At 39.8% G+C, this 22,746-nt stretch carries 17 protein-coding genes and 3 pseudogenes; 8 read left to right on the top strand and 12 right to left on the bottom strand.

All coding sequences use genetic code 11. The features are described from left to right. The first annotated feature begins 44 nt into the window (after nt 1-44). Nucleotides 45-440 carry a transposase family protein gene (locus tag MST16_RS02700; protein WP_257245633.1) on the top strand — a complete coding sequence of 132 codons (396 nt, stop codon included), beginning with the start codon at nt 45-47 and terminating at the stop codon, nt 438-440. Beyond that, nucleotides 388-858: an IS5/IS1182 family transposase gene (locus MST16_RS02695; protein WP_039254797.1), complete on the top strand. Its 471-nt coding sequence runs from the start codon at nt 388-390 to the stop codon at nt 856-858. Before MST16_RS02700 ends, MST16_RS02695 begins: the two co-directional genes overlap by 53 nt. Before the next feature lie 14 nt (nt 859-872). On the opposite strand, the gene MST16_RS02690 is transcribed toward MST16_RS02695, so the two are convergent. Then, complete coding sequence (locus MST16_RS02690; protein WP_180012420.1) at nt 873-1,325, bottom strand: hypothetical protein; 453 nt, start codon at nt 1,323-1,325, stop codon at nt 873-875. A gap of 497 nt (nt 1,326-1,822) precedes the next feature. Between MST16_RS02690 and MST16_RS02685 the strand changes: the two are divergent. Then, a pseudogene (locus MST16_RS02685) lies at nt 1,823-2,754 on the top strand (IS5 family transposase). Between the two features lie 152 nt (nt 2,755-2,906). Here MST16_RS02685 and MST16_RS02680 read toward each other — a convergent pair. The 3 genes from MST16_RS02680 to MST16_RS17495 form a co-directional block, all read right to left on the bottom strand. After that, a complete protein-coding gene (locus tag MST16_RS02680) occupies nt 2,907-3,164 on the bottom strand; it encodes a hypothetical protein (protein ID WP_078192682.1) in 258 nt (85 codons plus the stop codon). A gap of 90 nt (nt 3,165-3,254) precedes the next feature. Beyond that, nucleotides 3,255-4,094: a hypothetical protein gene (locus MST16_RS17500; RefSeq protein WP_373683945.1), complete on the bottom strand. Its 840-nt coding sequence runs from the start codon at nt 4,092-4,094 to the stop codon at nt 3,255-3,257. Nucleotides 4,095-4,127: 33 nt separating this feature from the next. Further along, nucleotides 4,128-4,355, bottom strand: a complete 228-nt coding sequence (locus MST16_RS17495) for an RHS repeat domain-containing protein (protein WP_373683453.1) — start codon at nt 4,353-4,355, stop codon at nt 4,128-4,130. 275 nt (nt 4,356-4,630) lie between these two features. Here MST16_RS17495 and MST16_RS02670 point away from each other — a divergent pair. Next, nucleotides 4,631-4,813, top strand: a pseudogene (locus MST16_RS02670) (helix-turn-helix domain-containing protein); the annotation flags it as partial. A 75-nt stretch (nt 4,814-4,888) separates the two neighbouring features. Here the strand turns inward: MST16_RS02670 and istB are convergent. Both istB and istA read right to left on the bottom strand, forming a co-directional pair. Then, nucleotides 4,889-5,662, bottom strand: coding sequence for an IS21-like element ISAba8 family helper ATPase IstB (gene istB / locus MST16_RS02665; protein WP_001053379.1), 774 nt, complete (start codon nt 5,660-5,662; stop codon nt 4,889-4,891). Next, the gene (gene istA, locus MST16_RS02660; RefSeq protein ID WP_180008621.1) at nt 5,662-6,681 is read right to left on the bottom strand and encodes an IS21-like element ISAba8 family transposase; all 1,020 of its coding nucleotides are present in this window, start codon (nt 6,679-6,681) and stop codon (nt 5,662-5,664) included. Before istA ends, istB begins: the two co-directional genes overlap by 1 nt. 82 nt (nt 6,682-6,763) lie before the next feature. Here istA and MST16_RS02655 point away from each other — a divergent pair. Both MST16_RS02655 and MST16_RS02650 read left to right on the top strand, forming a co-directional pair. Then, a pseudogene (locus tag MST16_RS02655) lies at nt 6,764-7,045 on the top strand (helix-turn-helix domain-containing protein); the annotation flags it as partial. Further along, nucleotides 7,035-7,601 carry an IS630 family transposase gene (locus tag MST16_RS02650; protein WP_111886146.1) on the top strand — a complete coding sequence of 189 codons (567 nt, stop codon included), beginning with the start codon at nt 7,035-7,037 and terminating at the stop codon, nt 7,599-7,601. The pseudogene MST16_RS02655 and the gene MST16_RS02650, both read left to right, overlap by 11 nt. Nucleotides 7,602-7,968: 367 nt before the next feature. On the opposite strand, the gene MST16_RS02645 is transcribed toward MST16_RS02650, so the two are convergent. From MST16_RS02645 to orn, 6 genes are all read right to left on the bottom strand, one after another. Beyond that, nucleotides 7,969-8,442, bottom strand: coding sequence for a hypothetical protein (locus MST16_RS02645; protein ID WP_180010225.1), 474 nt, complete (start codon nt 8,440-8,442; stop codon nt 7,969-7,971). Beyond that, on the bottom strand, nt 8,439-13,601 hold the full coding sequence (locus MST16_RS02640) for an RHS repeat-associated core domain-containing protein (protein WP_180010224.1): 5,163 nt from the start codon (nt 13,599-13,601) through the stop codon (nt 8,439-8,441). Before MST16_RS02640 ends, MST16_RS02645 begins: the two co-directional genes overlap by 4 nt. Before the next feature lie 64 nt (nt 13,602-13,665). Further along, nucleotides 13,666-17,082, bottom strand: a complete 3,417-nt coding sequence (locus MST16_RS02635) for a type VI secretion system Vgr family protein (protein WP_180010223.1) — start codon at nt 17,080-17,082, stop codon at nt 13,666-13,668. Nucleotides 17,083-17,317: 235 nt separating this feature from the next. Beyond that, entirely contained in the window at nt 17,318-19,132 is a 1,815-nt protein-coding gene (locus tag MST16_RS02630; RefSeq protein WP_180010222.1) for a tetratricopeptide repeat protein, read from the bottom strand. 115 nt (nt 19,133-19,247) lie between these two features. After that, nucleotides 19,248-20,018: a ThiF family adenylyltransferase gene (locus MST16_RS02625; RefSeq protein ID WP_180004537.1), complete on the bottom strand. Its 771-nt coding sequence runs from the start codon at nt 20,016-20,018 to the stop codon at nt 19,248-19,250. A gap of 470 nt (nt 20,019-20,488) precedes the next feature. Beyond that, the gene (orn, locus tag MST16_RS02620; RefSeq protein ID WP_067763591.1) at nt 20,489-21,046 is read right to left on the bottom strand and encodes an oligoribonuclease; all 558 of its coding nucleotides are present in this window, start codon (nt 21,044-21,046) and stop codon (nt 20,489-20,491) included. 125 nt (nt 21,047-21,171) lie between these two features. On the opposite strand from orn, the gene rsgA reads away from it, so the two are divergent. After that, complete coding sequence (gene rsgA / locus MST16_RS02615) at nt 21,172-22,230, top strand: ribosome small subunit-dependent GTPase A (protein WP_180010221.1); 1,059 nt, start codon at nt 21,172-21,174, stop codon at nt 22,228-22,230. Between the two features lie 93 nt (nt 22,231-22,323). Beyond that, entirely contained in the window at nt 22,324-22,731 is a 408-nt protein-coding gene (locus MST16_RS02610) for a rhodanese-like domain-containing protein (protein ID WP_078189639.1), read from the top strand. Nucleotides 22,732-22,746: the final 15 nt, after the last annotated feature.

The following is a 22,746-nucleotide window of genomic DNA, read 5'->3' as shown; positions in this document are numbered from 1 at the left end:
ATATTTGCACTCCGGATTTCTTAGCATTCGTGCATAATCTGCGGATGAAATACATCGATTCAAACAAGCTTTCTGATCCTCAGTTCAAGCGATACACAGGCATCTCATGGTCAACTTTCTATTTGATGGTTGAGCAATTGAAGAAACATGTCCCTGCCAAAGGCAGACCGCCCAAGTTAAGCCTGGAAGACCAGGTTCTGCTCTGTCTAAGCTATTGGCGGGAATACCGAACCTTATTTCACGTTGCGACGAGCTACGGGGTTTCAGAGCCCACAGCCTCAAGAATTGTCCATCATGTTGAAGACTGCCTGATTCGGTCCAATCTCTTTAATTTACCCAAAGATTTACCCGAGGGCGAAGGCATCGATTGGAATGTTGTGATCGTGGATGCCACAGAAATTCCAATCCAAAGGCCTAAAAAAACAGAAGAAAAGCTATAGCGGCAAGAAAAAGACCCACACTTTCAAAGTACAGGCCATCATTCATTATCAAACTCAAAAAATCCTGAGTTTATGTACGAGTCGTGGTGCCGTACATGATTTCGAACTCTTCAAACGTAACTTGAATCAGATTCCTGCAGGTGCATTTATCCTTGCGGATAAGGGTTATCAGGGAATTTATACAGTGTATCCAAATAGCTTGTTGCCATTAAAAGCAAAGAAGCGCTGTAAACTGGATTCCGAACTAAAAATCTATAATCAGGAAATCAATAAAAGAAGAATTGGAATTGAGCATGTATTTGGCAGTTTGAAAACCTTCAAAATTCTTGCTGAGCGATATCGCAATCGAGGCAAAAGACTAGCATTGAGATTCAATCTAATTGCTGGAATTTATAACTTAGAGCTGAGTGAAAAATGACTTATGAAAGAAATCTATTCTTGATCATTAATATAGAAAAAAACTTTACCTGTTTTTCTATTAAAAAGAACAGGCTTACAAATAGGTTGTTTATGATCATATTTAAAGTAAGGACGTAGAAATGCAACACAAGGAAGTCCTATTACAAAAAGTACAGCTATAAGGAAAAAAAAAGCCTCTCCTACACTAGAATTATCAAGAAAAGAAAGAATACCAATGTAGTAAAATAAAAATAAAAATAATGGAAACATTGGAATTAATAAACTTATTCCTTTTCCTAACCTTGCATAAGATTGATCAATCAATTCGATATAATCATCATTCATGCTAATAAATGACCAATTATGATTACGTTTAGAATCATTTTCTGGTTTAAGTAGAACGTCTCCTTCATCTAACTGAGAAAAAGGAACATCCTGTTTAAATACATCATAACCAAAGTCATGATTTTTTATTTTACTTTTCATATTAATTGTATACCGACTTTAGGCCCAACATTTGTTGTTGAATAGTATCAAACCTAATTATACTTTGATCCGTTGATAATAAACATTTACGAATCCATTTTTGGATATCATTATCTTGGGCAAAATATGCAATTAAAGATAAAATAGACTTTTTCATTTCTTATCAGAATAATCCTCAGGATAAGGATCATCTTTAATAACTTTTCGATAATCGTAAATAGACTCTAAAATTAATTTCTCTGATGTATCTTCATGTCGTGCAGTAAATAGATATATTTCTTGAGGATTTTTAAAGCCATACAGATCAAAAACTTGTTCAGAGTTTTCACTGAGATATATTAACGAAGCTGCGGAACTTTTAATAATATACATAAATAAAAAGTAAAAATCGCAGAAAAGAATATTAAAAAATTTACTAGATCAAAATTTTGAGGGAGTACAATGGCTTTGTTGAACAAACCTATCTGTAAAGGCTTTTTCAGCGATATAATTTTCAAATGAAGAAACCTACACACAAAATCTACCGCACAACCAATTGGCCCGCATATAACCGAGCACTCATGAGTCGCGGAAATATTGCCCTTTGGTTTGATCCTGCTACGCAATGGTATGCGCCATCAAAAGGCAAACAAGGGCGAAATCAAACCTACTCCGACGCAGCCATCCAATGCTGCTTAATAATTAAATCCTTATTTCGTCTGTCTTCACGTATGGTTACTGGCTTTATGCAAAGTCTGATTAAAATTTGCGGATTAAATTGGATAGCTCCAGATTACACCACGCTTTGTAGAAGACAAAAGCATATTGATATTGTAATCAGCTAACAAAAAAGTAGCGATGGGCTGCATTTACTCATGGACTCTACAGGCATGAAGTTTCGAGGTGAGAGCGAATGGAAGCGCAAGAAACATGGACCTGAATATCGTCGCCAATGGCGTAAACTTCATATTGGTATAGATACTAAAACCCTACAAATACGAGCAGTTCAGCTTACAACCAATAATGTCAGTGATTCACAGGTGCTTGGCGATTTACTTAATCAGATTCCACAAGATGAGCGGATTGACTCTGTTTATACTGATGGAGCTTATGACACCAAGCAATGCCGTCAGGTCATTGCAGATCGGCAAGAGGATGCGGTGATTCCACCTAGAAAAAATGCGAAACCATGGAAAGATACAAAGAGTAGCTCGCTAGAGGGAATGAATTATTTCGAACAATTAAACGTTTAGGCCGGACACTATGGAAAAAATGGTCAGGCTATCATCGGCGAAGTTTGGTTGAAACTAAGATGCATTGCATTAAATTATTAGGAGATAAACTCTTTGCAAGGAGTTTTGATAGCCAAGTGAATGAGATCCATGCACGTGGAGCAGTGCTCAACAGATTTACGGAATTAGGTCGACCACTTACCCAAGTTACGCCTTAAATTTGGCTCAATTAGGGGGGGCTTTGTATTTCAAATCTTTGTGCAACAAAGCCTTTTAAAAGTAACTGTAGGTCAAATTTATGTCTTTTGTGCAGTTAATCGGTTCCTTTATGCTTTTAAAACCGTCACACCAAGCGTTTATGTTATTAGTATTATTTTTTAGTGAACCAAGTAAAAAACATAAAAAATAGCCCTCCTATTATTCCTATACCAATGCAAGTAATGAAATATAATATTATCAAATGTGTTTCCATAATTTTATCATTAATAACATCAATCAACATCCCCAAGAGGAAAGCTGATATACCTAAAACTATTCCCTTTATGAAACCTGCTAGATAAGGATAATTTTCAGATTCATAATTGGATATAAAAAATGATAAAATTACTTCAACTAGAATTGTTAACATTTTATTTATCCTGCTTCTTATCATCAGAGGTGCTACTATTAATTGCTCTAGATGATGTTTGTTGTAATGCAAATTGATTTGCCCAAATTACTAATCCACCAGTATTTTTTCCAGCAATGGCTGTAGGCACACCCGTTGTACCAACAAATGGAACTTTAGCTGTTTGTGCCATCGCCCCCCCCCCCAAGCTCCAAAAGCAGCTCCCGTACCTACGGCAACTAAAGATCTAGATCCATCCCATTGTAAACATTTACATTTATACATATCTTTTGCTTGTAAACTACTATCCACCAGTACACTACCACCAGTTGTTTTTACCACAGCCTGTCCCACTGGCGTTGCCGATATATTTTTCGCATTTTGTAAAGCCGTTTTCGATAAACTCGGTATACTTTTTATTCCTTCTCGACCTACTTTTAAAACCACTGGTGCTGCCTCTTTTCCACCTACAATAGCATAAGGGGCATAACCCGCTACGGCTACAGCTCCTAGGTTATTATTTCTCATAGCACCTTGAGCCTTTAAATCCTGAGCGAGTTGCGGATCTTTAGCCAAAGGTGACATAGTATTTGGAAGTAATTTTGCTAATACTCCACCGTTACTGCTACCTCTACTATTATTGATTACAGGAAAATCATTTCTTTGACTTTCTGTAGGACTTACAGCAGGCGTATTTGCTCTTAAAACCCTCCCTTTTTCCGCATCACTTTGTATTAATTCTAGTTGGGTTTTATTATTTGGATTATTTCTAGATTGTTGCACCATATTCTTAATTTGATTGTTGCTTTCCTCGCTGGCAGAATCAGTTAACCAAAATAATCCATTATCTTTCCCACCCATCAACCCCATCGGATCTACCCACTGATTAGGATCACTTACATATTTAGTATTATGTAAGCCTTCTAGCAACCCAATCGGATCATTACTCACATACCTTGCCTTGCGTAATTTTAAAGCAGTGCTTTAAAATTTCTTAGGCTCATAATAACGGTAACGGTTATAATGTAATCCTGTCTCTCCGTCATAATATTGCCCTTGGAAGCGAAGATTGCTTTGCTCAAGTAAATTATGAGAAGCCTTTATTTCTAAAGCGTCACCCCATACATTCTGCTTAATTTCCCAAATACACTCACCTAATTCATTAGTTAATGTTTGTGGTGTACCAACTTGGTCACAGTGATAAAAAAGCACCCGTTCCAATTCAGCTTTATTTTTTCGTGTTTCCCTTTTCCATATGGGATCATTATAAAACGATATTCTTCATGCTGAAATTGAGCATAGTAAGGGATTTTTAAAAGCTTGATAAAACCGGTATAACCTGTCTGCAGTAACGGTACGAAACTCTGTGGTTTACAGACTTAATACACGATTTTTATGCTTCAATTTTAAATCAACAAATAAAAAGCTAAGTTGACAAAAATAACTAATCATGCGAAAAGGTTTTTTTAGTTAACAGATGTTCACACATGCCTCGGATTGTTTCTGTACCACTTAGTTTAGAACAGCGAGAACGACTCATTTTTCTGGCCAAACATGCAAAACATTGGCGTGAAAGACAACGTGCCCAAACTATTCTCTGGCTTTCCGAAGGTAAAAGTGTTGCAGAAGTTGCCACTCTACAAGAACGTATCCCAGAAACCATAAGGCTACTGTCAACGGCATTCTAAAATTGACCCCTTTTACCTTTCAAATGGCAAAGTAAAATTGACCCCTTTGATCTCGTATTAAGTTTCAACCTGGGGCTGAATCCCAATTCTTTTTTTATCCTTCAAACGATAACTCTCACCCGATATTTGTACCACATGACAGTGATGCAATAACCGATCTAACATCGCAGCGGTCAACGTGACATCATCTGCAAAGGATTTGGACCACTGGCTAAAGGGTAAGTTACTCGTCAATATCGTACTGCCTTTTTCATAACGCTTGGCAATCACGTTAAAGAACAGATTCGCTTCTTCACGTCCAAACGGTAAATAACCAATTTCATCGATAATCAGTAACTTTGGTCCCAGTACCGCACGTTGCATATAGGTTTTCAGTTTACCTTGCTGATAGGCTGTACTCAGTTGCAGCATGAGATCGGCGGCGGTAATGAACTTGATCTTAATGTTGTTCATGATGGCCTTATAGCCTAATGCCATAGATAAGTGCGTTTTTCCTACTCCGCTAGCCCCGAGAAACACCACATTTTCTGCTCTAGCAATAAAGCTCAGATTGAACAGTTCAATCACCTGTGATTTAGGGGCCCCTAGGGCATAATTAAAATCATAGTCTTCCAGGGTTTTGACTTGAGGCAGGCCTGAGAGTTTCATCAGTACCTGCTGACTGCGCTGTTGCCTGGCAGCATATTCATGCGTCAAGATCGCTTCAACAAAGTCGGCATAACTTCCATCTTGACCTAATGTTTGTTGTGCATGATGTGACCATTGTGATGCGATGGCAGGCAGATTGAGCTTTTGGCAAAGTTGCTCTATACGGTCGTATTGCAGATTCATCAGGAAACTCCCAGCAACTGGTCATATACCGATAAGGGATGCTGCAAACTCTCGTAGGGCATGACATGCTGTGCTGCTGCAACAGGTACAGTGCCAGAACCCGTATCTGATTGCGGTAATGGCGTAAATTTTTGCTGCTCCTGTTGCAGTCGAACAGCCGGTTTTTCTTGCGTGGTGGCATGAATCCGCTGATTGGCGGTTTCATGCAGCCACCGGCCAATGAGGGCATTGGCGACATCAACATCTAACAGTAAACCCGAAGTCTTCAGGCTTGCTTTCAATGGCACAATAAAGCTTGATTTGAGGTATCCATTAAAGCGTTCAACTTTGCCTTTGGTCTGTGCACGGTAGGGCTTACATACGCGAGGACGAAAGCTGTATTTCTTGGCGCAGTCGAGCAGTTTGGGATTCCATTTATGCTGCCCCTCCTGATAGGCATCCCGTTCAATCATGATCGTTTTAGCGTTATCAAACAGTATTTCCTGAGGTACTCCTGCAAAGAACTGAAATGCATTTTCTAGACCATCGATCCATGCATCGGTACGTTCATGATCATAAAATTTCACGAAAGTCGCTCTGGAATACCCTAATGTTGCGACAAAAGCTTTTAAAGTCGTGTTGTTACGTCGAATCGTGGTGAAATCCACTTGCATTTGTTGGCCAGGTTGGGTTTCAAAACGAATGATCGGTTCCGGTTGAGCAACTGGTTTTAATGTTGCAAGATATTCCCTCAAGATCCTGATCTTTCCTGGATATCCCAACCTTAAAATTTCCTGGTAGAGCACGACAGCAGGAATCCATTCAGGATGAGCTGCGTTTACACGTTGGAGTAAATAGGGTTTATATGGGTCAAGGATACTTATTCTAGGCTGTATACGCTGATACTGAGGTGTGGTGTTTTGCCGTAAATATTTACGTACGGTATTTCTGGATAGCCCCAGTTCACGACTAATGGCTTTAATAGATTTACCTTGTTGATGAAGTATTTGGATTGTCACTGCTTGCTCCAAAGTTAACATGTTGAGCAGTCCAAAATGACCGCTATATTAACCAAGGGGGTCAGTTTTTAAATGCCATTAGGGGGTCATTTTTACACTGCCGCTAACACTACAACGCCGACGTTGGGAATTGTATGAGTTTGAATCGATTAAAGAAGGTCATCGCTCAGGTCGACCCAATACATTGATCTCAGACTATCAGGCGAAAATCTTAGATTGGGTCAATACAAGTCCACTCAATGCAGAACAAATCCGAGTCAAACTACATGAAGAATACGAAGTGTCCGTGTCTGTTGAAACCATTCGTAAGTTTTTACGTGATTCAGGTATGGTCTTCAAGCGTACCCGTCATAGCTTGAAAAAAAAGAGATCCGATTGTATTTGAACAAGCAACACAGCAGATTGAAGAATTACGAGAGCAAGCGGCACGTGGTGAAATTATATTAGGTTATGTTGATGAAACAGGGTTTTCATCTACACCTGATAACCGCTATGCGTGGACAAAGATAGGTAATGTTCATGCGGTTGATGCAATAAGATTAAAACGAGTTAATGTCATGGGGTGTTTGCTTTCAACGGGGAAACTGGTGACAAGTTGTTTACAAGAGTCAGTTACAAGCACTTGGTTTTATGCCTATTTAACTGGAATAGCTCAACAAGTTAAACAGACGTATAACCTTCCATTGGTTCTTATTGTTGATAATGCCTCGATTCATAGAAGTAAAAAGATGGCTGATTACAGAGAGCTACTTAAAACTAACTTTTCGACGAATCTGTATTTTATTCCAGCTTATAGCCCTGAGTTAAATCGAATCGAGATGGTATGGAAGCAGATGAAATATTATTGGCGAGATTTTCAAGTCATGACAGCTGATAAAATAGAGCAATGGGTGGAGAAAGTATCAAACCAATTCGGAAAAGAATACATGTTTACTTTTTAATGACAACTTAATACAATGATTATGTAACGTTGGTGCAGGGATTAAGTGTAGTACTTTTTCCACAATTACCTTAATTCATATTAAAAAAGCCTAGAGAGGCTTTTTCTTTTTACATACCATTCTAGAAATATATTAAGATTTTATTTATATCAAAATATTAAGCAACAAATTAGCTAAAAATTTCTTTCTCAGTCATCCTAATGAAATCCATACACTTATAGCCATGTTAAACAAATACACAGAATTAGACCGACCTCATAACCAAGTTAATACTTGAATAAGATTAAGTCATGGATAACCTATCTTTAAAATTTTTATGTAATTAATAAAGTCAAATAAACCTATTAAAAAAATTATAAATAAGTTATCATAAATCCTCCAACTCTATATTTTCCAATTCATCATTGCGGCAATAATTTACTTTTCCTTCACTATACGACATAATGACTAGCCATTTTTTTTGATTAAATGGTAAAACTTCATTACCTGCAAAATTTCTATATTTTTCTTTTTCTGGAAATAGTGCACCCAAATAAATTTTCTCACCAAAACAATATTCAAAAAATTTATCTTTAGCTGATATTATTCTCCACCCATCTTTTTTTAATTTATTATCAATCTGTTTAAAATCACTTAAGGAAAGATCAGACTTATTTATTTGAGTCACTGAATATTTATTATCAATTTTATCTATTAAGACCTCTTCATTGGGTTCAAAATCTTTAAAGAATTTATAAGTAATTGTTTTAAAGTACTCCCCTTCTTTAGTAACTTTTGTATTTGTACAAGATACTAATATAAAAATACTCATTAATAATAAACTTAGTTTTGAAAAAATCATTTTCTATTAGCCTTATTTAAAAATTCAATTTGATAAATACGCTGACTTGAAGTTACACCTTCCGACATATCAATTCTTGGGCTACCGCCACCCACCTCAATTCCAATTTGGGCATTTGGGTCAAACCATTTTTGAGTATGTGGAACAGTCACACCACCAACAACACCAAAAAATCCAACAGATGTAGTAACACTCTTACCAGGTAACCATCTGTTAACAAATTCTGCTATATCCGCTCTATCTGCTTGGGATTTATTAGTAATAGTGCCAAAACTACAGCTCCCACCTTTAGCTGCCACACTTTGAGAAATTCCCTTTGCCAATTGAAATGGCGACAAGTTTTTCGTATTTAGCATTTTAGTAACTTCATTTGGAATAGATGTTCCACTAACGCTTCCTGTTAAATACACGCTACCATCATGTAAGTTAACTACAGCTCCTGTAGATAATGGCCCCATTCCACCTGAACAAACTGCATAGTCTAAGGTACATTTATTTTCTAATATACATTTTGCAACTCTATCAATATGATCTAACTCTCTATCTCTAGCTATACCAGTTGGACTATACTTTCCAAAGTTTTCATGACCTTTTTGTATTTGATCCCTTTTTTCACCAACCCACTTCTGGGTTTTTTCCAGAAAATTATAGCCTTTAAAATCAGGTTGTTGATTACTATTAATTTTATTTGTACCCTTTGATATCTTTTCCAGTTGTTTACTTCCACGATCCAAAGTTTCAAATGCTGCTTTATTTTGTTGTATAGCATTACGATAATCCTGACTAGCTTTATTACTATAATCTGATGATTTATAAGATGATGATTTATTTTTAGATGTAGCTTGTGTACTTGAACGTTGGTTAAGTTTGGCAATGTATTCCTGAGCTTCAGAATTTAAACCTTTACTTCCAGGCACATACCTATCGGAATATGTCCCATCGGGATGAATAAATACTTTCGCCAACCCCAACGCATCTACCCACTGATTCGGATCACTTACATAAGCTAAATTATTAAGTCCGCCAGCTAGTCCAATCGGATCTTTACTTACATATCTCGCACTATGCGGCTCATAATAACGGTAACGGTTATAATGTAAGCCAGTTTCACTATCGTAATATTGCCCTTGGAAACGAATATTGGTTTGCTCAAGTAAATTATGAGAAGCCTTTATTTCTAAAGCGTCACCCCATACATTCTGCTTAATTTCCCAAATACACTCACCTAATTCATTAGTTAATGTTTGTGGTGTGCCAACTTGGTCACAGTGATAAAAAAGCACTCGTTCCAATTCAGCTTTATTTTTTCGTGTTTCCGTTTTCCATAGCGGATCTTTATAAACCGAATAATCTTCATGCTGAAATTGAGTGTAATCTGGGGTTTCTAGAAGCTTGATAAAACCTGTATAGCCCGTTTGCAGCAGCGGTACAAAACTCTGCGGTTCATAGACATAATGCTTAGTGTAGTTTTCTTCAACGTCATTAGATTGCTGTGACTCCCAAATCATCAGGTCACCGTCCCAGCCGAATAAGGTCAGGGTTTGCGCATTTTGATTTTTCTTGTATAAACGCCTTCCAAATACATCATAACCATATTCAGTCGCCTGACCATTAAGCTCACTTTGGATCAAACGGTTCAGGTTATCCCACGTCAGTTTTAATGTTTTACCTGCATGGCTGCTTTCAATCACATTGCCTTGCGCATCGTATTTATAGTTTTTACCCTGATATTGAGCGATCAAATTACTTTTCACTTGAGACGCCTGCGTGGCAATCGGGTCAATTAAATTCCCCGCAGGGTCAAAAGTAAAGCTTTCCGTTTTATGCACACTTTGACTCTGTATCAAACGGCCAACCGCATCATATTGATAATTCAGCTTGCCTAAACGGCTGTCGTCCACCTGCGTGAGTAGATAATTTTGATCATAATGATACTGCCGTTCCGCCTGATGCTGTACTCGCCCTAAAGTCTCTTGCTCTGGCTGAATCAGCTGCGAACTGAGTAAACCCACATCATTATAATTTTTGGTTTGAACCAATCCATTGGCGAGCATCCGCGCAGTTTCACGGTGTAAATCATCGCGCTGAAATGCCACCATGTCTTTTTTATTTAACGCAATGCCATAAATATGCCCTGAACCATAACTCAAATTGCTTTGAACCTGTCCATCAGGGCGAATCGTTTGAGTTAAATTTCCCAGCACATCATATTCATAACGCAGCACAGCCGTCAGCGGAGTTAAATGCGGCACTTTATAATGCTGATGCTCACGGACCAATTGGCCAAGCGCGTTGCGATAAAAATCGATTTGACTGTCTTTATTCGTCGCCTTACTCAACTGATGATTCAGGTTGTATTCAAATTCTTCTGTTTGACTTACACGAGTTTGTGCATGGGTATAAGTTTTTGAAGCGATTGCACCATCAGCAAAATATGCAAATTGAGTAAACACATTCGGCTGACGGATTTGGAACAGCTGACCGTTTTCATTGTAGCTATAATATTTTTCTTCGCCGTCGAAGGCCTGTTCACGTGTCAATTGACCATAACGGTTATATTCAAATAAATATTCTGCATGGTTTTGATTGATCAGCTTTTGAATACGGCCTAGCTGATCCCATTGGTAGCCAATTTGATGACGGTTCGCATCTATACGCTGTTCGAGCAAACCCGCAGCATTATAACGGTACTGCGTGCTTAAACCTTTGGTATCCGTATGCTTCAGCAAGCGCCCTTCTTCATCATGCTCAAATTGTTCCTTTAAACCATCAGGATAGACAATTGCTCTAAGCTGACCTTTGTCTTTACCTTCTGAGCTGTAGATATATTTGATTTGCTGCGCAGCAGCAGACTGCTGGGCCGTCAGTGCGCCTTCTTCATCGTATTCCCATGCGCTTTCTTTACCTGAACAATCGCTATATGCGGTCATTTGCCCCAAATCATTGTATTGAATTTTTTTAGAGCCGCCTTTGGCATCAATGATTTCTACAACTTGATTATCGTTGTTGTATTTATATTGCGTGCTATAACCTAAAGGATTAATTTCCTTCGTTACATTACCGTCTGCATCGTATTCTTTTTTCCAAATATGACCTTCTGGATCTTTAGTTTCCGTCAAATTTCCTGCTTCATCATAGGCAAAACGGATGATGCCTCCATTCGGCTGTACGATTTTAACCAACTGATCTTGCTCGTTATAAACTTGTTCGGTTTCTAGGCCTGCAAAATCAATTTGACGGGTAATACGTTTTTGACTGTCACGCGATAGCCATTTTTCACGGCCATCGGCTAAGCGTGTGCGATAGGTAAAACCATCTAAATCAAAGTAGTAATAGGTTGGCACATCATAAGCATCGTACACAGCAACTTGGCGCAGTCTCGGGTGCCACTCCAAACGTGTTTTAAAACTACCATCATCTGCCCATTCTGCGATGGCTTTGGCATTCGCCTCTTTTGATTCATAACGGATATTTTGCCCACGACCAGTACGGTCGGTATAACGGGTCAGCTGATGCGCATCATTATATTCATAGCTGCGTACATGGCCATTTTGATCCACTGCCTGAATTAAATTACCTTGCGTATCATATTCATAGCGTGAAACTGGCTCTGCCTGTTCATCCACAAAAGCAGCGATAACTTTTACTTGATCATTAAAGGCAAACTTGAGCTGATGCTTGCCTCGTTTCAATTGAAAATCAATGCCTTGTAGATAAGCCTGCTGCTCAAACAAAATATAACTTAAAGCAACTTTTTCATCTGTTTCTTCATTAAATTGCTGAATCAACTGATAGTGTTTTCCGCCATTAAAGCTATGGAAATGAAAACTCCACGCTGAACCAAAATTCAGCAGCAAGTCTTCATTTTCTAATGGTTCTATACTAAAGCCTTCATAAGGCACCGTATAAGCCTCATACACAATTGATGCAGGCAGCTGATGCTTGCGGCCATTGCTGTCTATAAACAAATAGCCGTTTTTATTTTGGCAAATGACATTCGAAAAAGGCATCATCCAACGCGCACCCATGAGGCTTTGGTCAAACTCATGCATTTGCGAGTTATATTGACGGCTAAAGCTGAAACCCACTTTAGGTAAATAAAAATCGGTATGATTGACCCGTTCAGCACCGATAGAATAGCTGATACTGTGCTTAGACTGCGAGTCAGCCCCTTGGCAAGGCGGATTATTCAGTGCATCGGCCTGCAGCGTCACAAACTCTAAAGTATCCCCTGTGGTGTGCTGCTCATGTTCCCCAGTTTGATTAATCGGCACACTGGCATTGGCTTTGTTACCTTGCGTTTTAATGGCTTTTAAGGTTTCTTGAATTAGCCATGCCAAACTGTATTTTAGACCTGCGTTAGCTTGACGTTGAATTTCATTTGGAAATGAACTCAATGCCTGAGTTGCTTGAGTTTGTAGCAGCGTGCCTGTTTGTTCTTTCCTTATTTTAGGCAGCATATTGGCAAGTGCGCTAGTTTTACTTAAATCAATCAGCGGTTTTGCCCAATTGCTAAATTGTTCTGTCGGATCACGCTTTTCCGCAGTTGCACCAAAACTAATAGTGGGTGAAACCAGTCCTGACTGAATCGGCGCTGCAAAAGTATTTAGAATAGACGTGCCTAAAGTTGTTGCGCCACTTAATAATGCGGGAAGTTTGGCCTGTGTTTCAGTCAGAAACTTTTCTAAATCCCCTGCAATCTGTGCATTCAGATGCAAAGACATACGGCGAAGATCGGCCTCTTGAATTTTGCCATTTTCTGGATAGAGCTTTTCAGCCATTAGCCCCAACAAAGGACGTAATGCCATACGTACATGCGCTTCAGCTTTTGGCTCTAAATATAAGCCAATCAGGTTCATGCTCAGCAAAGCAGATTTTTGCACAGCAGCATCACCCTGTTCTTGCTCGGTAGCAAATAATAGTAAGTCCAACACTGCACCTGAAAGTGCAAAAATATTGGCTACAGTAGGGACATTTGCTTTGGCTTTTAACTGCTCTAAACTTGTATTACCACACGCTTTTAAATAATCCTGAATTTGATGGGCTATAAATTTATGATCTTCAGTATGCGTCACACTTTCTAAATTAAAAATTGCCAGTTCTACGGCTGGCTTATTTATTGTCTGTTGTTCTTTTTGAACATTTTGATCAGTTGTCATGTAAAAACCTATTACTCAAATTCTAAATATTTAAAACTGTGTTTGACGCTAGCTTTAGCAAATGCTAACCATTGTTCTTTTTCGGTCGTGTAGTTTCGCTATAAGTGAGATAAGGGCTTGAATATTGCTTCCTATCTACCCAATCATCGTCACTGGCAAGGACAGGTATCACTGGTGCAGGTGCAACTTCTGCTACTTTTATTTCAGTAACTTTAGGCACTGCCACGGGTGCAGCTGCTACATTCATGGGTGTTACCGCACCTTCTCGAATCGTTTCTGTGTAGGTCAATGCACGTGTAGAATAAGAAATTTTACGACCCACAATATCCTTATCAATAGTTGCTTGAGAGTTCTGAACTGCGGCAGCAGTTGACCCAGAAACGATGCCGTTACTCATTCCACTTCCACCTAATACGCTGGATAAGCCTTGTGCCCCCTGACCCAAACTTGCCATTTGTGAAGCAGAAAGCCCCAAGTTGAGTTTCGATGAAATTGCAGATAGTGCAGAGTTGGTGACTTGGTCTTTAAATTGATTTAACGCTTGTCCACCAACATCTTTTAATGCATTTTTTCCTATATTTTTTAAAGAATCTGCATTTAAATTGAATAAGTTATCTTTAAGCTGTGAAGTTAAATTTTGCCCCAACGACCCGAGTGCATTCTGAATCAAGTCTGAAGCTCCCGGTACAACGTTTTCTGCCCATTGATAGTCACGCTTAAAATGACTCGCTGAATCCCAAGCACTTCGAGGATCTTTGTCAAACTCAACTTTAGCCGGTCCTGGTGCAATACCCGTTACTTGAGCAAAGCCATTGCCGTCTAATTTTCCTGTAACTTGCTTGCCCAAAGCATCAATCACTTTAAATCCAGTTCCGCTAAAGAAATCTTGACCACCATAGCTCTTAAGCAGTTCTAAGGCCCCTTTCATCGGATTAGAAGCAGGAAGTTGTGCAGACTTGCTAGCACTCGATGCTGGTTTAAATAGATGCTGCCCTGCATTTACTTCAAATTTACCGCCTGTCTTAGCAAAAATTCCCGAGCCATTTAAAGTAATTTGGGAAGAAGCTCCTGTGATCACAATCTCTTTAGGACTGCTAATCTCTATTTTGTCTTCAGTAGAAGAAATCGTAATTCCTTTTTTTGCCAAAATATCCAAAGCATCAGACTGTGCATGAATTTCGACTTTACTTTGCGCTGCTATTGCTTTAATACCACCTTGAGCTGCAAATAAGCTAACCTTACCTAAAGCTTGTCCCACAATATTTTTTTGCGTACTCAGGTTAATGCTATCACCGGCAATTTGGTTGATCATGCCTGTTGCAGATAAATGAATATCCTCTGGTGTACTCAGTGCAATACCATCCACTGAGTTAAGTAAAAGAATGGCTTTTTTAAATTTAGCGATATCTTTTTCTATTTCACTGGCAAAAGCTTTTAGCTGTTCAACAGATTCAATTTCATCTGTTTTTTGTTGCTTTGCAATATCACTTAAAGACTTACTATTACTATGACTCGTCTCCAGCTGTGTTCTTGCAATCTCTGCATCTAAATGTTCACCATTGGCCTTTTCCTGTTTATAAGTCGACACCAATAAACCTTGTCCAGCTCGTACTGCCCCCCATTGATCGGTCCGCAGCTCAAAACCTTCACCCCGATCTTCACTTTCTGCTTTATCTTTTGGATGACTGAGCTTACCGAGGTTCAGTTGGCTCGCACCATGACTACTTTGTAGCTGGGTACTAATTTGCCCCGTGGTGTCATCAAAGCGTAATTGACCAAAACCCTCTCCCGCCACTTCTTTCGAGCGAATTCCCGCGAGTTTTTTGGTATCGGGTAATTGTCCTTTATTGTCAAATTTAGTGGGACTACGCTGCGCTTCATGAATACGCCCCACAACAAAAGGTCGGTCAATGTTGCCATCAAAGAAATCAACGACGACTATTTCACCAATTCGAGGTAAGAAGCGTGCGCCATAACCTTCGCCGGCCCACGGGGTCAACACATCAACCCAAGCCGAGTCTGTGTCGTTATTATTCGCACCTGCACCGCCATCATGGCCATGATCATCAGAACGGGTAAACAGAAAACGAACTTTTATCCGCCCCCATTCATCAACATGGATTTCTTCACCGGCAGGCCCCACAACTTTGGCACGTTGGGGATGTGTTACTGGTCGATGTGTAAGTGGATTAAATTCAGGGACGGTCGTTATATTTCGACGTTGTAAAGCCAAGGTATTGGCTTGGCGTTCATCCGCCTCGCTTTGTTTGACTTGCCACTGACTCTGATGAATCAGCTGGGTGACTTGATCAGTTAAGTCTTTAGGTAAATTATTTTGGTTATAAAAAGACTTGGATAAAATCAAAAACTCTTGATCGGCCCCACGATGCTGGTCAATCTCTGGATGCTCATCCAATTTGAACCAGTAACCAACTTGTGTATCACGCACGGTACTTTTAGCAATAAATTGTTTGGCTTGAGCCGCATAATAATCACTAAAATTTTGATTGAGACGTTCAACTTGAGCACTATTAGAGGCAGTTGCAGCATCTTCACCATTCAGATCTTGCATCCATGCAGGGCTCACATGCCATGCCTGCTCTAAGCTTAAGCTCGCATTATCTTGATTTTGGCTATGTAGGTGCTTGCTTTGTACTGCACCACCACCCTCGTCCTGTTCAAGCACATCCGCCTGCCACCGCTGCACATGTACCGACGTCGGCTGCAGACTGCGCTGACCGATAAAACTGGTCATACTGTCATTTTTTTCAGTCGCACTACTGCGATGAAAACGGATATTACGTCGCTCCAAAGCTTGATATTGACTATTATCATCAATCAAACGTAGCTTTTGGGCTGCTATGGGTGTCGCAGACGATGTTACAAAAGATTGAGCTTCATCAACCAACCAATGAATGCCTTCACTGCGTAATAAGCGGGTAATAAAATCATAGTCGGTTTCATTACTTTGCATCATGAATGGTCGAACGTCATACTCTTTTTTTAAGCCACTTAAGTCCAAACTTAAGCTCGCTGCAAAAAGTGGGCTCTTTTTTTGCCATTCCTTAAAAATAATCTCGACCACATCTTTGACCGATTTATTCATAAACACGCGGCTATTACGACGCTTATGCCATAATGCCGTTGCATCTTCTAAGGTCAACTTATATAGCGTTAATGCACCATCACTTTGGCCTTGAAATGCTTCTGTAATGATCCCGGTAATACGAAAAAGTTGCCCAGCATCGGTCACCTGATCGATTGCGACTTGCGTGCCAATAAATTGTTTCAGTTCGAGCGTGGCAGAAGTTGAGAGACAGATGAGCTGAACATTCAAACCTTCACTTAAGGCATGTTCCCCATCAATACGTTGCAAGAATACTTGTTCATTCAGCGTGGTATTGGAAAATTTAATATGCAAGGCACGTTTTTGTGGACTAATGCCCAATTTCTCAAGTGCAGAATAAATATTGTTCAGCATCGTTATTATCTAAAATCAGATTTTTATAAAATATGCGGGGTATTTAATCAAAAAAACTCATATTTTTCTAGGCATAAACTGCCTGCTTTGTTGGGTTTTATGTAAGTAAAAATTCAAATTTCCACATTAATTCTTTATGTTATTTTTACTCTATTTATTTCTGTATTAAAAATAGAAGAGACCATCAAACTAAACTTCAGGTCTCTTCATACCACCTTACTGCTTTGCATCACGATTAATTGGTATTTAAAAATGCGTGAATATTCTCCAATTGCTCTTGTGCTTCAACATAGCCTTGCAAGGCCGCTTTTTCTAAATATTGCTGTGCAATTTTAAGATCCCGCTCTACACCGATGCCATGAATATATAAATAACCCAATCGCGTTAATGCCGCAGCATTCATCCCCTGAGCAGCTTGTACATAATAACTATGTGCCTGAGTTAAATCTTGCTGCACACCCAAACCATGTTCTGACATTTCACCAAGCTGGTACAAGGCAGTCACATTTCCCAATGCCGCCGCTTGCGAAAAATACTGCGATGCTTGTTGGAAATCTTGTGCTCCCCATTGTCCTTTTAAATTAACTAGACCCAATTGCGTGAGTGCATCTGGATGGCCTAATTTTGCCGCTTTCAACAATGCTCGCTGTGTTTGACTATCATCAAATGAGAGATCAGGCAAGATATTGTCCACGGCTAAACGGTAGAGATACCAAGCAGCATCCTGCGAACCTTGTTCTGCGGCTTTTTCCAGATAGCTCAGACATTGATCACGATGTGCTAATGGATACTCTGGCAATGCATAAAAACGCCCAATCACATAGTTTTGATCGGCGACACAAGTAATGGACATATCATTTAAATGCCTAGCAGCTTCAACTAAAAATTGCTGTGCTTGCTTGATATTTCGCTCAACACCGACCCCATGTAGGTAGCATAGTGCCAAACCGACTTGGTTAATGAATAATGGTTTGAATTGATACGCTGTTTGATATAACTCAAATGCTTTTTGCGGATCATCACTAACCAAATACTTTTCAAAATACAGCGCGGCAATAAGACTAATCGCTTCAGCATCTTTAAGTTGAGCAGCTTCGGTCAGAAAGCGAAAACCTAAAGTTTCCTGCTTCTCCAAGTACCAACCATGAAAATGTGCAATGCCTAATAATCGGCTGGCTGCTGCAACTTTGTGCTCTTTGGCCTGCTGTAAAAGATCATGATACACCCGCTGACGCTGATCGACGTCGATCTTACCCATCAATACTGCTTGATAATATTCATACAACTGCTGCTGGTGCCCGAGTAGCAATCCTCGCTTTAAATATTGCAATGACTTTTCATCATTTTGCGCAAGATACTTTCCTTGTGCATAGAATTGCTGCAACTGCTGAATAGCCGCCATATGATCTTGTTGGCCAGCTTTCAGTAAATATTCCACTCCCAAAGTAATATTTGGCGTGGCTTGGTTTAAATAGAACTGTGCCAATTGATACTGTGAATTGGCATGTCCATTGTCCGCATTTTTTTGCAACAAATCCAAATGTTGCTGCTCGGCATGTGTTTGATCTTCTGGGTTTAATTCGGCGAGTCGATATTGTGCATCCAAATGACCGCGTGAAATCGCATGTCGATACCAATATTGTGCTTTTTCAATATTGGGCACACCGCCATAGATACCTTCTTCAACTTGCCCCAACACATATGCAGCATCATCGCTACCTAAACTATTGGCTTTTTCCAATAAAGCCAGCGCATTTTCCACACTGACTTCTCGGCCTAAGCCTTGTAAATGCATCTGCCCCATAGCGACATAGGCCTGCGGAATTTCATGCTGTTTGGCTAAATTTTGATACAACTCATAGGCACGCGCATAGTCGGTTGGTGCATCAAGCATTAAGCGTTCTGCGAATTTCAGCTGCGCATCTAATTGGTCTATCCACAAGTCATGCCCAACCGCTTTAGCCTGATCGCGTTTCACTGGATCGGGTCTTTTCCACATCCAAAACGCAAGTGCTCCCATCCCCAAAATTAGTATCAGTAAAAACCACATACTCGCCCCAAAAAAATCAATATTTTAATTATTCCAACATTGTGTCTGATTTTAATTCTATATACAAAAAAAGCACCGAATTCGGTGCTTTATTTTTTTCAAAATGAGATAACTGTCATGCTTTTGCTCGTTTTGCATCAAGTTTTTTGAGCACCTCTGACACAGCCACCATCGCAAAGCTGGACGTCACGACTACTGCTGAACCATATCCACCACAACGTAAGCCTGCACTTGGACAAACATCAGCACTGGAAAATGGATTATCAATCGAATAAACACAGGTAATCCCAAACTTTTCTTTCGGCTTTTTACAAATGCCTTTGCCGCGTAATTGTGTGCGCAATTTGGCTAACATCGGGTCTTGCTCTGTTCTTGATAAATCTGCGACTCGGATTTTCAGCGGATCAAGTTTACCCCCTGCTCCACCGGAAACGATCAACGGAATTTTATTAAAACGGCAATGTAGCATTAAGGCAAATTTGGCCTTCACATCATCAATACAATCTAAAATTAGGTCAGGAGCACCTGCCAAAATTTCTTTGACATTTTCGGGTGTGAGATAATCATCAATCAAATTTATTTTGATTCGGGGATTAATCGCACGGCAGCGCTCTGCCATCACTTCAATTTTTTCATGTCCCAGTGTCGTGCTCATGGCAGGCAATTGTCGATTAATATTCGATGCAGCAACTACATCCATATCGACCAAGGTCAGCTCACCAATACCAGTACGCGCTAAAGCTTCTACCGCCCATGAGCCTACACCACCGATCCCGATCACCATGACATGACTTTTTTCATAATGATGAAAACTTTCATCACTATATATTTTGGCTACGCCAGCAAAACGGCGGTCATATTCATCATCTTGGAGCAGTTCAGTCATAAAAGTACAAAAGCAGGAAACAGAAGCGCCATTCTAACAAAACTCCTTCATTTTGACTGCGGTAATATTTCTATCACACAGATGGCTTGATCCAACAAATGAAAATAAGCACAATAATTTCGATTAAAATTTATACTAAAACTCAAATAATATTGTTATCCGCCTATGTAGGATCGCCATGTTTTTTTCTATTTTATTGTGTCTGAATACCCTACTTATTTTGGCCTACGCCACACTGATCGTGATATATCAAAAGAAAAATTTGAATCTAAGCAATATCATCCGAATTCTATTTCTCACTCTGTTCGCATTGGTGGCTTTTGCACACTATGAAAGTGAACAACAATTTATAATTATGTTGTGTTTATGGGTAGTTTTCGAGGCATTAAACCTCAAAAAACTCAATGCAGAAAAGTTGAGAAAGTAGCGCTAAAAAAAGAGGCTTTCGCCTCTTTTTCGATCTTACAACCTTAGTCTTTATTCATAATAAAGAAATATTCACGGTAGTATTTAAGCTCTGCAATCGAGTCACGGATATCATCCATTGCTAAATGCGAGGCATTTTTCTTCAAGCCCCCCATGATCTCTGGGCGCCAGCGTTTCGCCAATTCTTTCACTGATGATACATCGAGATTACGGTAGTGGAAGTATTGTTCCATTTCAGGCATCAAACGATGCAAGAAACGACGATCTTGGCAAATTGAGTTACCACACATTGGTGATGATTTTGGATTTACCCATTTTTTCAAAAATTCTAAAGTTTGCTGTTCAGCATCTTGTGCTGTTAATTTACTACGACGTACACGTTCGATTAGGCCTGATTGACCATGTTGGCGAGTATTCCATTCATCCATCGCATTGAGCACACGGTCAGACTGATGTACCGCAAGCACAGGCCCTTCCGCCAGAATATTTAAATTATCATCCGTCACAATTGTTGCAACTTCAATAATCTGGTCGTTATCTGTATCTAGACCTGTCATTTCAAGGTCAATCCAAATCAGGCGTGTATCAGGTGTGCTGCTCATAAATGTGCAATCTTATTAGGCTGTAAAAATGAACATAGTAGCAAATTTATTGGGCTTGCGCTGTAAATAGACCCTGCTTTCATGCTATTTTTGCCATCTAGTTTTCATGGTTTTTTAGGATATGAATGGCTTTAATTCGTAAGCGCCGACTGACTGAACAGCAGCAACGTCGCATTCAGAAGCAACATAAATCTCGTCAGGAAGAAATCGATACTTCTGCAGATTTGGAAGGCTTGGTCGTCCAACATTATGGTCGTCAACTTGAAGTTCAAGCGCTGTCTACACCCGACCAACATCCTGAAAAACCAATTGTGCAAGCAGGTGAACCTGAACCACATTGGAAACCCATCGAATTAGGCAGTGTTTGGCGCTGCCATACCCGTACCAATCTCGAATTATTGGTGACGGGTGACCGTGTCAAATGGCAAGCTGACCCGATCACAGGTTTAGGGATTATTACCGCGATTCATCCACGCCAATCTTTACTGACACGCCCTGACCGTTATCACAAAGTGAAACCTGTCGCAGCCAATGTCAGCCTGATTGTGATTGTATTTGCACCACTTCCTGAGCCAGCGCCAGGCCTGATTGACCGCTATTTAGTGGCCTGCGCAGATGCCGATATTCCAGCATTATTGGTCTTAAATAAATCCGATTTGCTTAAAGACAATGATCCGATCTTAACGCTATTACAAGAATATCGTGACTTGGGCTATGAGGTCATGCAAACTCAATCTGATGGTGACTTAAGCGCACTTTCTGCTCGCCTTTCAGGTGAAACTGTCGCATTTGTAGGTCAGTCTGGGGTTGGTAAAAGTACTTTAATTAATGCCATTGTTCCGGATGCTGCGCAAAAAACCAATATTATTTCGGAAAACTCCGCGCTCGGTCAGCACACCACCACCTCTACGCGCTTAATTGCGTTTGGTGAAGGTTCTGCATTGATTGATTCACCAGGAATCCGTGAATTTGGTTTATGGCACCTAGAATTGGAAAAAGTTCAACAAGGTTTCCCTGAGATCGTGTCACATTTGGGCTATTGCCAGTTCCGTAACTGTACGCATAAACATGAAAAGCAATGTGCGCTTAGAATGGCGGCTCAAAATGGCGAAATTTTACCGCGCCGATTAGACAGTTATTTACGTCTGATCGACGAAATCACGGAAGCGCAGCAAAAAAATTAATTTTTATTCTGTTCATGCCCTTGAAGGGGTGATTTTGATCACCATATTTATGGGCTATACTCTTGGCAATTTAAAATTGTAGTTAGGTGAATTGTGGAACGTTGGTTCGAATTTATGGGGAATCACCCCTTCTTATTTGGAACGCTGGCTGTATTGGTCGTGCTGTTCTTTATTCTTGAAGGCCAGCGTAATGGTCGCAAAATTTCACCTCAATCTTTAGGGATTTTAGTTAAAGCTAAAAATGCTCAATTGATTGACTTACGTGATGCGAAAGACTTCCGCGAAGGTCATATTAGCGGTAGCCGTAATATTCCATATAGCCAAATTACAAAACACATTGAAGAGTTAAAAACTTCTGATCGCCCGTTGGTTTTTGTATGTAACCTTGGTCAAGTGGCAGGTTCTGCATTGCAACAAGTCGGTCATGCTGATGCATACCGTCTAGATGGCGGCATTAGCAACTGGAAAGCTCAAGGCTTACCTTTAGTTAAAAGCAAATAAGCGCTTCTTAGGAGA

This window comes from Acinetobacter sp. YH16040_T (assembly GCF_024605785.1).
Classification (GTDB): Bacteria; Pseudomonadota; Gammaproteobacteria; order Pseudomonadales; family Moraxellaceae; genus Acinetobacter; species Acinetobacter amyesii.
Note: the sequence above shows the minus strand (reverse complement) of the source record. Positions and strands in the feature narration are given on the sequence as shown.